Source organism: Kordiimonas lipolytica (assembly GCF_001550065.1).
Genome location: NZ_LRUB01000028.1, coordinates 1 through 16,107, shown reverse-complemented (window position 1 = coordinate 16,107; position 16,107 = coordinate 1). Strand labels below are relative to the sequence as shown.

Sequence of the window (16,107 nt, the reverse complement as noted above, 5' to 3'; positions counted from 1 at the left end):
GAGCGATTAGGCGTTACGGGGAAATATGAAAGTCATTGTTTGTGGCGCTGGCCAGGTAGGCTTCAATATTGCCAAACACCTGGCAGACCAGCAGAATGATGTGACGGTGATCGACCGATCACCAGACCTCATCAGAAAAATCAGTGAGTCCTTGGACGTTCAAGCCCTTGTAGGGCACGCGTCGGACCCATCCATGTTGGACCGTGCTGGCGCAGGGGACGCTGAACTGCTTATTGCTGTTACCTGGTCCGATGAGGTGAACATGGTAGCCTGTCAGGTGGCTAGTTCTCTTTTCAGCGTGCCGACAAAGGTAGCGCGTATACGGAACCAAACATATCTCAAGCCTACCTGGGGCGACTTGTTCTCACGTGATAACATGCCGATTGATGTAATCATCTCACCAGAGCTTGAAGTGGCGGAAGCCCTTCGGCGGCGGCTTGAAGTGCCTGGCGCGTTCAATATGGTGCCCTTCGTGGATGGCCGTGTTCGCATGATTGGCCTGGTGCTTGATGAGAATTGCCCGGTGGTGGACACGCCGCTTCGTCAGTTGACCGAATTGTTCCCGAACCTGCAGACAACAGTTACTGCTGTGGTTCGGGGAGAGCGTATTTTCGTGCCCCGGAGCGATGACCAGTTACAGGCGGGTGATGCCGTCTATATCGCTGTTGAGACGGGTACGACCGAACGGGCGATGGCTGTGTTCGGTCATGAAGAAAAAACAGCGCAGCGTATTGTAATTGTCGGGGGTGGTAACATCGGCTTGTTCCTGGCAAAGCAGCTGGAGGATAATCCTTCGGTCAGCAATCTCAAGATCATTGAATACGACAAGAAGCGCGCTGAACTTATCGCTGAAAAGCTCGGCAGGACGGTGGTCATCAATGGTGATGCGCTTGATCGGGAAATCCTGCAGGAAGCGAATATCGCTCAGACGGACACGATCGTATCTGTGGCCAACGATGACGAGGTTAATATCCTGTCATCGCTTTTGGCAAAGCAGCAGGGATGCCCAAGGGCCATTACGCTGATGAACAACCCGATTTACGGCAGCCTAGTGGGCTCGCTTGGAATCGATGTTGCTCTTGACCCGCGCGAAACAACAGTTTCGTCGATCGTGCGGCATATCCGGCGCGGCCGGATTCGCGATCTTTACAGTATCTTTGAGGGCAAAGCAGAGATTATCGAAGCCGAAGTGCTTGAGGGTTCTGAGGTCGCAGGCAAATCAATCGGCGAGCTCAGGCTGCATGGTGATGTGAAGTTCGGCATGATTGTTCGCGGTGACGAGGCTATCACCCCTAGCGCCGACACCGTCCTGATGGGCGAAGACCGTGTGGTCATCCTGGCGCTTTCGGAAGCCGTGAAGAAAATCGAGCAGCTCTTCTCTGCGCGGGCAGATATTTTTTAGGGCCTTTTCATGTGGCGAAGCCGGCTTTTTTACCTGATCGGGTGTTGGATATTGTTGCTGAGCGCAACACAGGCAGTCCCGTTCACAATTGCTGCGGCACTTGGTGAATTACACGCTGCAAGCGGATTTCTGGCTTCCATAATGGTTATGTCGGTTATTGGCGGCTCGCTCTTTCTGGGGTTTCGCTCGACACCAAAAATAAAGGTAACCCGCCTAACCATCCTGTTGCCCGTGGTAGGCGGAATGGCTCTTGCGGCTGTGGCTGGCATGCCTTTCTTTTTCGTGTTTCCAGATCAAGGGCTAATTCCCGCCTTTTTTGAAGGCATGTCTCTTATTACTACAACTGGAAGCAGTGCTTACGAGGGCGCATTTGAAGAAATCGTATCCATCAGTTTCTGGCGGATACAGGCTGCCTGGACTGGGGGCTTTCTCGCGATCTGCATGACATTATCCATCCTTACGGCCGTGAATAGCGGTGGCGTCCAGTTGCACCGGTCACCGTTGCCCTATGGCGATAGTGAGACAGGATATCCTCGCTTGCGAGCCGTAGGCGTGTCAGTGGCTCCGATTTATGGTTTGGTTACAGTGCTTTGCTGCGCATTCCTGATGCTGACAGGCTTGCCGTTGTTCGACGCGCTCCAATTTGCCATGAGTACCGTCAGCACCACCGGGATTGGGCCTGATGGGTCAAACAAAATAGAGAGTGTAAGTACGCAAGTGGTTCTCGCCGTCTTTATGGTTGTTGCCATGCTGAACTGGGATATCATGAGGGCGCGACTATTGCGGGTTAAAGCAAAACACCCGCAAGGCCTGGAAAGCAAGAGCGTCTTGATGTTGGTCGGGTGCGGTGCAGCGGCCTTATACCTTCTGGCGTTTCCAGGTGATCTGGATGGTTTCTGGCATAGTGTTTTTGCAGCAATCTCTGCTATGTCCACCACCGGTTTTATGCCGTCGGAGCTCGGGTTTTCAGTGCAGGGGGCCGACGCCGGCGCCATTATCCTGATCGTCCTGGCCTGCCTGGGCGGCGCTGTGGCCAGTACCACAGGCGGCATGAAGCAACTGCGGTTGATTGTTATCTATCTGTTGGCGCGAAAAGAAGTTGACCGGCTGGCCCATCCGCACGGTGTAAAATCATTGCGGTTTCAGGCGTTTACGATTGAACGCAGGGATATTGAGGCGGTCTGGCTGCTGGTGGGGGCTTTTGTTCTGATGCTGGGCCTTGGAAGTCTGTCTCTATCGATACTGGGTATCGATTTTCAGGCTGCCACTGCTATGGCCGTTTCTGCCCTGACATTGTCTGGGCCGCTGATTACGATGTTCGATCCATACTTCAGTGGGTTTTCCGGGCTGACAGAGGCGGATTATATGATCCTTTCCGGCCTCATGCTGCTGGGCAGAATAGAGGCGTCATTGTTTCTTGCCCTGATCACAAGAAGTTTTTGGCGCGGATAATTGTACGAAGCCTGTTGACCGACAGCGAGAGTGTCTGACATATATGTACGCGCAGCCGATATGTGACGGGGAAGGTGTTTATCGGCACCGGATCAAACGGGTCGGCAGCGGCACTATGCTCTAAAGGCGAAATGATTATAACTTAAAAAACAAACGGACAGTCCATGTCAGAAAAAAATCAAAACCTCCAGGACGTCTTTCTTAACGCCGTTCGCAAAACCAAAACGCCGGTAACGGTATTTTTAGTCAACGGTGTTAAACTGCAGGGAGTAATCACTTGGTTCGACAACTTCTGTGTCTTGTTGCGCCGTGATGGCCATTCCCAACTGGTATACAAACACGCAATCTCTACGGTGATGCCATCTGGCCCAGTGCAGTTGTTTGAGCCGGAAAAAGATATTGAGGACTAATTGACCGACCGAACCGATGACCGCTCGGCCGATCAGCCGGGCGACGGCTGGTCAACCGAAGGATTAGGCTACCTCCAGGACGAGGCAGCTCGGCAGCGTGTATTCGTTGTCCATCCTTATGTGAAGGATTCCCGTAAAGCTGACGCGCTTGTTCGCTCTCCTGAGGCCCGCCTCGAGGAAGCCAAGGGGCTCGCCCTCGCCATCGACATTGACCTCGTCGGTGGGGAATGCATACCGCTGCGCGGTGTGCGCCCGGCAACCTACTTGGGCGTAGGCAAGCTTGATGACCTCAAAGCGTTCGTAAAGGCCGAGGAAATCGATCTTGTTATCTTCGATTGCGAGCTAAGCCCTATCCAACAACGGAACCTTGAACGCGAAATTGGCACCAAGGTAATTGACCGCACAGCCTTGATTCTTGAAATCTTCGGCAATCGCGCCAGCACGAAAGAGGGCGAGTTGCAGGTAGAGCTTGCACACCTCAACTATCAGAGAAGCCGACTGGTGCGGTCATGGACCCACCTTGAACGCCAGCGCGGCGGCGCAGGCTTTATGGGTGGGCCCGGGGAAACACAGATCGAAGCTGACCGCCGGATCATTGCTGACCGTATTACCCGAATCAAACGCCAGTTGGAGAATGTCACGCGCACGCGCACGCTCCACCGGGCACAGCGGCAAAAGACGCCGTATCCGATTGTGGCGCTTGTGGGCTATACCAACGCCGGCAAGTCGACGCTCTTTAACAAGCTGACGAATGCCGAAGTGCTGGCGGAAGATATGCTGTTCGCAACCCTTGATCCCACCATGCGGTCCATCGACTTGCCAAGCGGAAGGAAGATCATCCTCTCGGATACTGTGGGGTTCGTTTCTGAACTACCCACTATGCTCGTGGCGGCGTTCCGGGCGACCCTTGAGGAGGTGCTGGAGGCGGACGTAATTGTGCATGTACGCGACGCGGCACACCCCGATAGCGAGGTGCAGAAGAAAGACGTGGAAGATGTTCTTTCCGACTTAGGCGTGGATTTCGAGAGCGAAGCTGACGGAACCCCAATAATTGAAGCCCTGAATAAAGCGGATTTGCTGTCCGAGGAAAAACGCGAAGCCGCCATGAACAAGGCCGACAGGCAGGACCGCGTTGTCGCACTGTCTGGCCTGACGGGCGAGGGCTGTGAAACCCTCATCACGGCAATAGACGAGATCCTGAGTGCACAGGATCACCGGGTGGAGCTTACTGTGCCCTACAGTGACGGTGCGACTCAGGCGTGGCTTCATGCAAACGCCAAAATCCTGAGCGAAGAGCACGGAGAGCAGGGCGTTAGCTACTGCTTTACCGTGGACCCGGTTGCCTGGGCAAAATTCACCGCGAAAACAAAATAAGGGCGACGGGCTAGGCCCGCTGCTTTTCTTCAGCCTTGGCCTGGTCCCACAGCCGGTCCATTTCTTCCAGCGATGACTGTGATGGCTCTTTGCCCGCTTCTGCCAGCAAGGCCTCAATGCGGTGAAAACGACGTTCGAATTTGGCGTTGCCGTCCCTAAGAGCTTCTTCGGGATCAATGTCCATATGGCGGGCTAGGTTTGCCATCACGAACAGTAGATCACCGAATTCTTCCTTTAGGCGTTCTTTGTCGGTGCCTTTTTTGTATTCTTCGACGAGCTCAGCGGCTTCTTCTTGCATCTTGTCCAGGACACAAGCCGTTTCAGGCCAATCAAAACCCACGCGGGCGGCACGTTTCTGTAGCTTCACGGCCCGAAGGAGGGACGGCAGGCTGATAGATACACCGTCCAAAACTGAAGCCGTCTTGCCGTGCTTGTCAGCCTTTTTCTGCCGCTCTTTTGCCTTTTGGGTTTCCCAGGCGGCGATCTGGGCGTCTGCTGTCTCAATCGTTGCATCACCAAAAACATGAGGGTGACGCCGTACCATTTTGCCTGAAATCGCGTTGATTACATCGGCGAAAGTAAAATGGTTGGCCTCCTTCGCCATTTGGGCATGAAAGACCACTTGGAACATCAGGTCGCCGAGCTCGTCCTTGAGTGATTCCATATCGCCATGGCGGATGGCTTCATCCACCTCGTAGGCTTCTTCAATCGTATGAGGCACGATGGTGTCAAACGTTTGCTCAAGGTCCCAAGGGCACCCGCCTTCGGGATCACGCAGCTTGCGCATGATCTCCAGAAGGTCGTCTACCGAATAGTCGGGATTTGATGCATCTCTTGACATAATTGGCCTACCCTTGAACTGTTTGTTGCAGCCCGCACACATTCGTGGCTTGGGCGCTGAAGGTCAACCCTTTGAAGGACGGTGATTGATGATTAAACGGCTTCTTGCGCTTGTGTTTCTGAGTGCAGTCTTCTGGCCATCGCTGTTGGCGCGGGCCGAGGATGTGCCATCCCCTGACGGTGACAGCTATTATTATCTGGAAGTTCCGCCCGGTGGACTTGCCGAGTTCTTTCGTTGGCACCCACTTCGGATACCGCTTGTCAGCCATCATCGTGGTGGTCCAGCGCCGGGCTTTGCTGAAAATTCGATTGAAGCGATGCAGAACGCGCTACGCTATGGCCCCGGGTTGATGGAGGTGGATGTTGCCCAGCTTGCCGATGGCACCCTTATCCTAATGCATGACAATACACTGGACCGCACCACAACGGGTACGGGCGATGTCGCTGATACAAGTTGGTCGGATGTCCAATCGTTGACGCTTGTAGATGCCGAGGGGAAACAGACAGGTCATAAAGTCCCACGACTGTCAGATGCACTCCGCTGGGCAACGGGCAGGGCGATTTTGACGCTTGATATCAAAGTTGGTACCGATTTCTCAGCCGTCGTTCGCGAAATAGAAACCGCAGGCGCCACAGATTATGCCGTTGCTATCACATATTCACTTGAACAGGCCTTGGAGTATCAGGAAATTGCGCCAGATATGATGATGACAGTCACCATGCGCAATACGGAAGAGTTGGCCGCAGTTGAGGCCAGCGAGCTTAACAAAGACACGATCGTAGCCTGGACTGGCACAAGACTGACGTCCAAGGATTTCTACCAGATGCTTCACAACAGAGGGTGGCGAGTCATTGTGGGAACACTCGGCAATCCAGCATACTCGATTGATAGCCAGATCCGGCAAGCCGGACAGGATAGCAGGTATCTGGATATCTTGAATTTGGGCGCTGATATCATTGCGACGGATCGTTTCTGGGCCGTTCAGTCTCAGATTTTGAACCCGAATATCTTTGTTTTTACCAGGAGCAAGCTCTATAGATAGTGGCGCTGACTGGACCGGGAAGGGAGTTTTATGATCACGCAACCAAAGGCTTCTTTGTTTCACACTTATCGCTGGCCTTGTGTGCTCTTGTTGCTTGCAGCCCTTTGTGTTGTCCTGACTTTCTCAGGGTTTCTTGATGGCATCGACAAAGCAGGGGTGATGCTGTTTCGCACCGATGCGGCGGGGTCAGACCCGGTTGGTCCTTATTGGGCCGAGAAAGCAGTGCTGGGCCTTACCCACCTTGGTGACACCATTACGTTGATCATTTTTTCGCTACTGACCATATCATGGCTTTTGCTGCGGAAACAGAAGGCCGCTGCGATCTATTTCCTTGTGATGGCTGGGGGCTCGTTTCTTCTGTCAGCGGTTTTAAAGGCGATTTTTGGTCGCGCTCGCCCAGATATTGTCGAACATGTGGTCCATGCTTCTAGCGCCAGCTTCCCAAGTGGACACACTTTACGGTCTGCGGCCGTCTTTTTGTCGCTGCTTTTGCTTGCGCGGCTCTATAGTCAGGCGCTTCGGGGCTTTGGTTTTGCCCTTGCCGTTTTCGTTCTGTTTATGGGTATCGGTGTTAGCCGGATTTATCTTGGGGTGCACTGGCCTTCGGATATCATATTTGGTTGGCTAGTCGCAGGCTTCTGGGTGTCTTTGTGGGCGCCAAAATTGTCCGCTTCAAAAGTCTGAATATGCCAAGCCGGTTTGGCATTTAGCCGGTCGATTATGTCAGGTTTTCGTCTGAATCATTGCTTTTGTATGACAGCTCCTATAGATATAAAGCTTGGCTTGGCGACAGGCCATCGGTTTGGGAGGATCGAGAGACGTGACCAGAATTGGTCGCTAAGATTAAGATGGGGGCTACAGGGGACTGACCGGGCATGAAAGAAATGGCCATGTATGAGTTTGCGGCTGCACACCAACCCAATCATTCCAATACATTAACCAGATTGTCTGAAGCCACCGCATCTGAGCGGTCGTTTGCAGCGGTTGTGTTGGCGGGTGCGCGGTGCAGCAACGATCCGGTTGCCTCTATCTTCGGTGGTCAATACAAGGCGCTGGTGCCGATTTGCGGCAAGCCCATGGTTGAGCGGGTCATCGATGCGCTGGCCTCATCCAATTCTGTGAAGAGAGTGGTCGTTGTGTTTGACGACGCAGAGGTGTTGCATAAAAGTTGCCCTAATATAGGCGAGAACTACAATATCCCGGTTGAGGTTATTCCTTGTCGTGAGAGCATTTGCCGGAGCGTGGCTGGTGCACTCGAAAGTACTGGCGATGAATGGCCGTTTCTTGTGACAACCGCAGACCACGCATTGTTGACACCGGCTATGGTCGACCGCTTTTGCAGTGAGGCTTTAAATGGCGGTTCACTGTCAGTCGGTTTTGTTGAAAAGAAGCATCTGGATGCTGAGCATCCGGGATCGAAACGGACATATTTGCCGTTTCGGGAAACCCAGCTTTCGGGAGCAAACTTATTTGCCTTTACCAACAAAGGGGCTCTGCCGGTTCTTGATTTCTGGCGCCAGATTGAGATGAAGCGGAAGAAGCCATGGCAGCTGTTCAAGGCGTTTGGGTATCGCAATCTTCTGGGGCTGCTGTTTAAGCGCTATACGGTAGATGAGGCTTTTGCGCGTGCGTCAACTGTGCTGGGTGTGGAAGCCAGTGCGGTACGTCTGCCATTTGCGGAGGCAGCGATCGATGTCGACACGCCAAAGGATTACCATCAGGTAACGCAAATATTGCAAGACCGCACAGACGCGCTGCATTCTTTCGAAGCGCAACTCCAGCCTGTTTCCTGAATAGTTCAGTTGTCTGATTAATAGTGAGACAAGTTTGACCAGCGCTTGTGCTTTTTGCAATGCGGGCAGCAGAAAGAGCTTTTGGCCAAAGCGATATAGTCTTTCAGACCAAATGTGAAAATATGCCCACAGCTGTTACAGCGGTGTCTGGTTGTTACGATATACCGGTAGGTATAGGCGAATGCCACTAACGATACTACTCCCAAGCTCAGACCCGTGGGGGCGAGGATGAGGAGTAACGGGGCGCACAGGAAGAAAAACAGGCCGCCGATCAGTTTTTCAGACATTGACATAAGGCACAGGCTTCACTTGAAATCGTTGATGGAATACTAATAGTCAATGGTTAACGAAGTTACAAATCTATGTGTTTTTTTTATAAAAATTTTATCTTTTGCGAAGCTGGTTAACCAATTAGATAATTTAAATCAACAGGTTAAAAGGCCTAAGGCAAATCCCGCATGGCGTGTATCTTTTGCAACCAATTAATGGAAGTCCCTGCTTTTAGGGATCAGGTTTTTAACATCTCTGGGGTGGGATGCACCGCGATAGGCGGGAAGACTTTCCGCTGATGCATTTTTGTCTGACAAGTTGAGTAAGTCCGAGGATATATCTGTAAGCTTATCTGCAATCAGGTGCGTAACGCCGTCTTCATGCTGCAGTTGTCCATCCACCAATAAAAGTCGGCTGGACATCAATACGGCTCGTTGTTTTTTAAACAGACGTTTCCAGACAATCACGTTCGCAACGCCTGTTTCATCTTCCAGTGTTATGAAAACGACGTTGCCTTTGCCGGGACGCTGACGCACTAACACCAGGCCAGCTATTCTGACCTTGGCACCATTGCCAAGGTCGGGAAGGTCAGTGTTTTGAATGACACCTCGTGCGTGCAGACTGCTTCTCAGGAAGTCCAGTGGGTGCGCCTTAAGGGATAAGCGCATGGTCTGGTAGTCATTGACCACATGTTCGGAGAGAGGCATGTGTGGCAGTGTCACGCTTTCATTTTCTGCGTGTTCCCTAACATCGGCATGTTGGAAGAGGGGAAGGTCAGGGGCATCAATTAGCCCACGTACCTGCCACAAGGCCTGTCGTCGGTCCAGGCGGCAGGACCTGAAGGCATCCGCTTCCGCCAGTTTTTCAAGCTGGCTGACCGACAGCCGGGTACGGGTATGCAGGTCAGCCACATCGGCATAGGGGCGGGTTCGGGCACTAGTCAGGATATCGGCCGTTGACTTGGCGATGCCCTTTATCTGCCTCAGCCCCAACCGGATAGCCCACTTCCACTTGCTGTTTGGTTCAGGCTCCAGATGGCTGTCCCAGTTACTTATATTCACGTCTGCTGGATGCACTTTCACGCCATGATCGCGTGCATCACGCACAATTTGGGCTGGGGCATAAAATCCCATAGGCTGGGAATTGAGGAGGGCTGCGGCAAAAGCATGTGGATAATGACATTTGAGCCAAGCTGAAGCATAGGCAAGCATCGCGAACGCAGCAGCGTGGCTTTCCGGGAAGCCGTAATCGGCAAACCCCTTGATCTGGTTGAAACAACGTTCGGCATAATCCCGTCTGTAGCCACGGTTGGTCATGCCCGTGATGAACTTTTCCTCAAACTTGTGGATGGTGCCATGGTTGCGGAAAGACGCCATCGAGCGCCTGAGCTGGTCGGCCTCGGCGGGCGTAAAGCCGGCCGCGACGATTGCGATTTTCATCGCCTGCTCCTGAAAGAGTGGCACACCATAAGTGGCCTTCAGAACGTCGTTCAGCTCATCCGGTGTGCCGAACGCAGGGTCGCGCCACGGCAGCTCATGTTCTTCTTTGCCCTGGCGCCGCCTTAGGTAAGGGTGAACCATATCACCCTGGATGGGGCCAGGGCGGACGATAGCTACCTGAACGACAAGGTCATAAAACTTTCTGGGCTTCAGGCGGGGCAGCATGCTCATCTGCGCACGGCTTTCGACTTGGAAGACGCCGATGGTATCCGCTTTCTCCAGCATGTCATAGGTGGCGCAGTCGTCCTTCGGCAGGCTTGCAAGCGTATAGGGTAGTCCGTGGTGGAACCTGATCATGTCGAACGCCTTGCGGATGCAGGTAAGCATACCCAGCGACAGCACGTCTACCTTCAGGATATCCAAGGCATCCAGGTCATCCTTGTTCCATTCAATCACTGTCCGGTCTTTCATCGCAGCATTCTGTATGGGGACGACCTCGTGAAGCGGGGCTTCAGTTAGCACAAAACCGCCCACATGCTGCGACAGGTGCCGGGGAAAGCCCATGATTTCATGCGCGAGCGAGAGCGTTTGTTTCAGGCGCTTGTCCATGGGGTCGAAACCGGCCTCGCGAACCTGTTCATCGGGGATATCGCGACCGTAAGAGCCCCAAACCGTACCTGATAGTGCGCCGATTGTGTCTTCAGACAAGCCCATGACCTTGCCGACCTCGCGGATGGCGCTGCGTGGACGGTATGTAATCAGTGTGGCGGCAAGACCGGCCCGGTGCCTGCCATAGCGCCTGTAAATATACTGGATTACCTCCTCTCGCCGTTCATGTTCGAAATCCACATCAATATCGGGTGGCTCATCCCGTTCGTCGGAGATGAAACGGTCGAACAGCAGGTCAATTTCTGTTGGGTCAACGTCAGTGATGCCAAGGGCAAAACAGATTATGGAATTGGCTGCAGACCCGCGTCCTTGGCATAGGATATTCAAGCTGCGGGCATAAGTGACAATGTCATAAACCGTTAGAAAGTAGGGAGCATAGCCCTTCCTCCCCACAATCTTCAACTCACGCTCCAGCGTATCGGATACGGGGCTGGGGACACCGGCAGGGAACCGACCCTTGATCATCCTACGGGATATCTGTTCCAGATAAGCTTGCGGTGTCAAGCCGTCAGGAACGGGCTCAGTTGGGTAATTATATCGCAGTTCATCCAGGGAGAACTGACAGCGTTCGGCGATTTCGAGCGTGTTTTTGATGGCATCCGGGTAATCTGTGAACAGCCGGGCCATCTCCTGCGCTGATTTAAGGTATCGTTCGGCATTGGCTGCCAGCAGGTATCCCGCTTCCTCAATCCTCTGGTGGGTGCGGATGCAGGTTAGGGTATCCGTCAGCTCCCGCCGCTGTGGGCTGTGGTACAGCACGTCTCCGGTGGCAACGATCGGGATATTTGCCTGGTGTGCTATGCTTGCCAGTGCGCCAATCCGTTGCCGGTCATCTCCCCGGTAATGGTGACAGGCAGCCAAGTAGAGCGGGGCATCCAGCTTTTCCCGCAGTTTGGGCAGGGCATCTGGCAGGTTTTTCCCCAAGCTTTCTGGCAGCAATGCGAAGATATGCCCTTTGGAAAAGGCTGCGACATCTTCGAGCGCCAGGTCACAGGCGCCTTTTTCCGTCCGGCGGTTGCCGACGGTTAACAATTCGGTCAGACGGGCATAGGCCGCGCGGTCTGTGGGGTAGGCAAGCAGGCTGGTGCCGCAGCGCAGGTTCAGGCGGCAGGCGGGTATATAGCCAATATCATGGGCTTTTGCGGCGATATGGCCGCGCACAATGCCGCACAGGGTATTATGGTCTGTGATCGCCACGGCCTTCAGTCCCAGCGCCTTGGCCGTAATGACCAATTCGTCAGGATGAGAGGCGCCTCTTAAGAAGCTGTAATTACTGGTTATTTGCAGTTCAGAATACATGGTTGATCTCAGGCGAAAAAGCCATGCATGTACCAATCTGGCCGTTCTCCCTGATGGGCGTGAGAGTCAGGCATTGTGTAAAGACCATAGCGGAACAGCCAGAAACGGGCCCCGGATGACACTTCCACCTTATAATAGTCGCGGGTGCGGTCTTCCTCGCACAGCCACCATTCGGGGGCGATCCGTTCAGGGCCTGCCGCCCGGACGACCCGATGCTCCATCCGGCGCCAGCAGAAACGCTTTGGGGCACCTTCCGGAACCTCTGCCAGTACATCGATGGTTTCAGGGCGGCACAAGAGGCGCAGGGGCCTCTCGGGCAGGTTTTCAGGCAGGCTGCCCCAGTCAGGTGCCCCAGTTCCCACAGGCATGAAACTTTGCATGCGTTCGGGCAGATGGCTATGACGGTGCTTCAGGTGTCTGACTGTGCCGGTGCCAAGGCGGGTGCTCAGCCTGTCCAGTACTTCGGAAGCTGTTTGCTCCTGCGTATCCTGGCTTGATGCCAGTTGGGCAGGGGCAAGGCGCTCGGTCTCATAGGCCTTCAAGATCAACAGGTCAAAACCGAACTCAGCCTCAAGCAGCGGAATTTTCTCTACCAAAAGGCGCATAAGGTGTTTTCTGTCGCGGCTTGGCTTGTTGGTGCCGATCGTGAGCTGCTGGACACTGCCGTCCACGCGAAAAGCATAAAGCCCCAGGCGGGATAGTCCCAGTTCTGCACGTGCTAGCGCAACGGCCAGCTCTGTCAGAAGCTTGTCGCATGCAATTTTAATGGTTTCCAAGTGCACGACGGGTTCACTGAAGGCTTGCCGGACCTGCCAGTTGGGCAATGCCTCCAGGGGGGATATCGGTGCTTCCCGGCTGCCAGAAGCCATGTCTAGCCGTGTCAGGAGATCAGCCACCATTTTCGAGGGTTTGCCCCGGAAGCGGCGCGCGAGAGCAGGGCGCGGCAGTGAGAACAAGCTTCCGGCTGTCTTGAGGCCAAGGCGCACAAGGGTTTGCACACTGGAGCTATCCAGCCTGAGGGCCGAGACGGGCAGGGGCGCGAGCAGCTCCTGAGTGTTGGCCGCATCCCGGCTGATTGTGCCGTCCCGGTAGTGCGAAAGGGCCCAGGCTGCTGCCTGGTTTTCGGCCATCGCGAGACGGCTATTAATTCCGGCTTTTTCAAGCCTGTGACGGATATTGTCCAGCATGGCGCGTTCGCCGCCGAACAGGTGCGGGCAACCGGTGACGTCGAGCAGAATGCCATCTTGCCCATCGAGCGCCACAAGGGGGCTGTAGCGCCCCAGCCAGCGGGCGAGCGCCTCAAGGTCTTGGGTGTCCTTCTGCTTATCCGCCTGATGCACATCAATGTCCGGTTTGATGGCGCGTGCTTCCGCAAGCGTCATACCCGGCGCAAGGCCAAGGGCGGCAGCAGCCGGGCATACGGCATAAAGCTTCTGGGTCTGGTTTTCAGATTCCGTCAGGACAAGTGGCCTATCCGCCGAGCTATCCGTCAGGCTATCCAGTGGCGTGCACGGGCTCGCCTGCGCGCGGTGCCACCGATCGATCGGCCACCTCGGAAGCCATAGAGAGATAATCCTGCGCATGAGAGGGCCACTCCATCGTGATAGAGAAAGGGCGTTCACCACCCCTGTGTTTGACAAGGTTGATCGTGCCGCGGGCATCGCCTGGAGCTTTGGCGTCAAAAAGCGCATTAAGGCTGGCGGCGGGGGCGATACGAAAGCGGCTGTGGGCCCCGCTTGACGGGGCTTCAGGCGACCGTATAAGGAGCAGGCAGCGACTGCCGTGTGTTTGGGCCGCGAGGGTCAGGCGGCGGCTGGCCGTCAGGTCCACCGGGTCGCATTCGCCCACCACGGTCGCGAACGCATCGGTCTTGAGACCTTCCTCCACGGCCCAGAGGGCATCGATGGCCTTGTGCGCCTGAACCAATATGATGCGTTCGGGGGCGATGTCATACTGTTTGAGCCCGGGGCCATAAGGCAGGCCGTGATCCAGCGCCACAGCGCGGCTCGTCACCCACAGGATGGGCTTGTCGCTGTCCCTGACCGCCATCAGCAGGCAGGCCATGGCGGCGGTATAGTCTACTATCGTTTCAGCCCACAGCTCATGCACTTCGCCATAGGCAAGGGATGTCAGCATCTCTGTGCGGTCCGCTGCGTCGGTCACATCAGGCCCAAGGGCAGGGAGCGTCACCCCCGCGCTACCAAGCTGTGCCTGAAGACCCTTCAGTGTCGCCTGCTTGTGCGCGGAAACCTGCGTTTTTTCAGGGTTGTCATTTTCTGCGACAGGAAACACAGGCCATATCCTCACTCTCATCACTCGCTCATATGTTCACTATTTGTTCTCATTTTATACAGCTAATGTCAAGGTTGTTCTCAGTCGATCTAAGGTCTGTTCGCTTCGAATTCGATCAGAAATAAATAGCATTGTGCTTTTCCTGCACGCCCAGAGGAGGCAGGCGATTGGCCTGCCTCGCTGGGCGAAGGGCTCTCCCTCTTGGCTTACTCCAGCCCAAGGAGCGTGGCGAGCTTCGTTCCGAACATATAGTCTTTGTCCGTGACCGCTTCGTGCACGCCCTGCATCATTTTGGTATAGCAGCGCTGTTCCCCGTCAGGGCTTATGGGGCCAAAGAAGGCAATTGCATAAGAGAGGATTTTGATTTCATTTGAAGTGACGTAAGGAACGAAGAATGAAAGCTAAATCCTCTAGTTCAAAAAGTGGCAAGTCAGCCGCAGATCAAACAGTTAAGAACATCCGCCGCGCGACGCGGAAGATTTATTCGGCCGAGGAGAAGATCCGGATTGTCCTTGAGGGGCTGAGCCGCGAGACATCGGTTGCCGAACTGTGTCGCCGGGAAGGCATCGCGCAGAGCATGTATTACAAATGGTCGAAGGAATTTTTGGAGGCCGGCAAGCAGCGCCTGGCAGGCGATACAGTGCGTGCAGCCACCAGTGACGAGGTAAACGACCTAAGGCGGGAAGCCAGGGACCTGAAGGAAGTGGTGGCGGAGCAAACCCTGGAGATACGGCTACTTAAAAAAAGCGTGGTCGGGGATGGGGGGTACGAAGAATGAGATACTCTGCATCTGAGAAGCTTGAGATCATCCGCACTGTCGAACAGTCACATCTGTCGGCACGTCAGACACTGGACAGGATAGGCATTCCACGCACGACTTTCTACCGCTGGTATGACCGGTATCTGGCCAGTGGCTTTGATGGTCTCAATGACCGGCAGCCGCACCCTGGCGAAGCCTGGAACCGCATCCCGGATCATATCCGTAAACAGGTGCATGATATGGCACTGGACGAGCCAGAACTGAGCCCGAGGGAACTGGCCGTAAAGTTCACGGACAGCAAGGGCTACTTTGTGTCGGAAGCCAGCGTTTACCGCATGCTGAAAGCCGCAAACATGATCACCAGCCCGGCCTATGTGGTGATCAAGGCTGCGGACGAGTTCAAAGACAAGCCGGCGCGCATTAACGAGCAATGGCAGACCGACTTTACCTACTTCAAGATCAAAGGCTGGGGCTGGTATTATCTATCCACGATCCTGGATGATTACAGCCGTTATGTGATCAGTTGGAAGCTTTGCAGCACCATGAAAGCCAAGGATGTGACAGACACAATTGATCAGGCGCTGAATGCTTCTGGCTGTCATGACAAAGCTGCCATGCCCCGCCTGTTATCAGATAATGGTTCGTCCTATGTGGCAGAGGAACTGGCGGACTTCCTGAAGGCCAAGGGCATGGGGCATGTTCGCGGCAGGCCATATCACCCGCAAACACAGGGCAAGATTGAACGCTGGCACCAAACACTGAAGAACCGCATTCTCCTGGATAACTATTATCTACCCGGTCATCTGGAACATGAGATCGGCCAGTTTATCCACTACTATAATCACGAGCGATATCATGAAAGCCTGAACAATCTGACGCCTGCAGATGTCTACTTCGGGCGGGGCCCAACCATTCTGGACAGAAGGAGAAAAATCAAACAACAAACCTTAAGACAACGAGCCTTGCGACATCACGCAAAGGCTGCTTAACTTAAAACAAGATATGAGATCAAAACCTCTCTTATTTTAAGCGCCTACTGGTAACAATTTATCTGACGACGGACA

At 54.3% G+C, this 16,107-nt stretch carries 12 protein-coding genes; 8 read left to right on the top strand and 4 right to left on the bottom strand.

The window, feature by feature from the left end; translation table 11 throughout:
• Window positions 1–25 precede the first annotated feature (25 nt).
• From trkA to hflX, 4 genes are all read left to right on the top strand, one after another.
• Window positions 26–1,402 (top strand): Trk system potassium transporter TrkA, encoded by a 1,377-nt coding sequence (trkA, locus tag KORM41_RS13855; RefSeq protein ID WP_068149204.1) that lies wholly within the window; start codon window positions 26–28, stop codon window positions 1,400–1,402.
• Window positions 1,403–1,411: 9 nt separating this feature from the next.
• Window positions 1,412–2,854: a potassium transporter TrkG gene (locus tag KORM41_RS13850; RefSeq protein WP_068149201.1), complete on the top strand. Its 1,443-nt coding sequence runs from the start codon at window positions 1,412–1,414 to the stop codon at window positions 2,852–2,854.
• Between the two features lie 164 nt (window positions 2,855–3,018).
• Window positions 3,019–3,264, top strand: a complete 246-nt coding sequence (hfq, locus tag KORM41_RS13845) for an RNA chaperone Hfq (RefSeq protein ID WP_068149198.1) — start codon at window positions 3,019–3,021, stop codon at window positions 3,262–3,264.
• Window positions 3,265–4,638 carry a GTPase HflX gene (gene hflX, locus KORM41_RS13840; protein WP_068149192.1) on the top strand — a complete coding sequence of 458 codons (1,374 nt, stop codon included), beginning with the start codon at window positions 3,265–3,267 and terminating at the stop codon, window positions 4,636–4,638.
• Window positions 4,639–4,648: 10 nt separating this feature from the next.
• On the opposite strand, the gene mazG is transcribed toward hflX, so the two are convergent.
• Entirely contained in the window at window positions 4,649–5,479 is an 831-nt protein-coding gene (mazG, locus tag KORM41_RS13835; protein ID WP_068149190.1) for a nucleoside triphosphate pyrophosphohydrolase, read from the bottom strand.
• Between the two features lie 88 nt (window positions 5,480–5,567).
• On the opposite strand from mazG, the gene KORM41_RS13830 reads away from it, so the two are divergent.
• From KORM41_RS13830 to KORM41_RS13820, 3 genes are all read left to right on the top strand, one after another.
• Window positions 5,568–6,521 (top strand): glycerophosphodiester phosphodiesterase family protein, encoded by a 954-nt coding sequence (locus tag KORM41_RS13830; RefSeq protein WP_068149188.1) that lies wholly within the window; start codon window positions 5,568–5,570, stop codon window positions 6,519–6,521.
• Window positions 6,522–6,551: 30 nt separating this feature from the next.
• Window positions 6,552–7,205: a phosphatase PAP2 family protein gene (locus KORM41_RS13825; protein ID WP_068149183.1), complete on the top strand. Its 654-nt coding sequence runs from the start codon at window positions 6,552–6,554 to the stop codon at window positions 7,203–7,205.
• Between the two features lie 191 nt (window positions 7,206–7,396).
• Window positions 7,397–8,314 (top strand): NTP transferase domain-containing protein, encoded by a 918-nt coding sequence (locus KORM41_RS13820; protein ID WP_068149180.1) that lies wholly within the window; start codon window positions 7,397–7,399, stop codon window positions 8,312–8,314.
• Between the two features lie 482 nt (window positions 8,315–8,796).
• Here KORM41_RS13820 and KORM41_RS13815 read toward each other — a convergent pair whose 3' ends face one another.
• Genes KORM41_RS13815 through KORM41_RS22040 form a run of 3 tightly spaced genes read right to left on the bottom strand, consistent with a single transcriptional unit; the run spans window position 8,797 to window position 14,304 of the window.
• The gene (locus KORM41_RS13815) at window positions 8,797–11,991 is read right to left on the bottom strand and encodes an error-prone DNA polymerase (protein ID WP_068149178.1); all 3,195 of its coding nucleotides are present in this window, start codon (window positions 11,989–11,991) and stop codon (window positions 8,797–8,799) included.
• Between the two features lie 8 nt (window positions 11,992–11,999).
• Complete coding sequence (locus tag KORM41_RS13810) at window positions 12,000–13,574, bottom strand: Y-family DNA polymerase (RefSeq protein ID WP_197421163.1); 1,575 nt, start codon at window positions 13,572–13,574, stop codon at window positions 12,000–12,002.
• A complete protein-coding gene (locus KORM41_RS22040; RefSeq protein WP_231727276.1) occupies window positions 13,486–14,304 on the bottom strand; it encodes an ImuA family protein in 819 nt (272 codons plus the stop codon). Before KORM41_RS22040 ends, KORM41_RS13810 begins: the two co-directional genes overlap by 89 nt.
• Before the next feature lie 373 nt (window positions 14,305–14,677).
• Between KORM41_RS22040 and KORM41_RS13795 the strand changes: the two genes are divergently transcribed.
• A protein-coding gene (locus KORM41_RS13795; RefSeq protein ID WP_156431865.1) for an IS3 family transposase occupies window positions 14,678–16,032 on the top strand; the annotation gives its coding sequence in 2 pieces (ribosomal slippage) (window positions 14,678–15,022 and window positions 15,025–16,032; 1,353 coding nt in all).
• The last annotated feature ends 75 nt before the right edge of the window (window positions 16,033–16,107 follow it).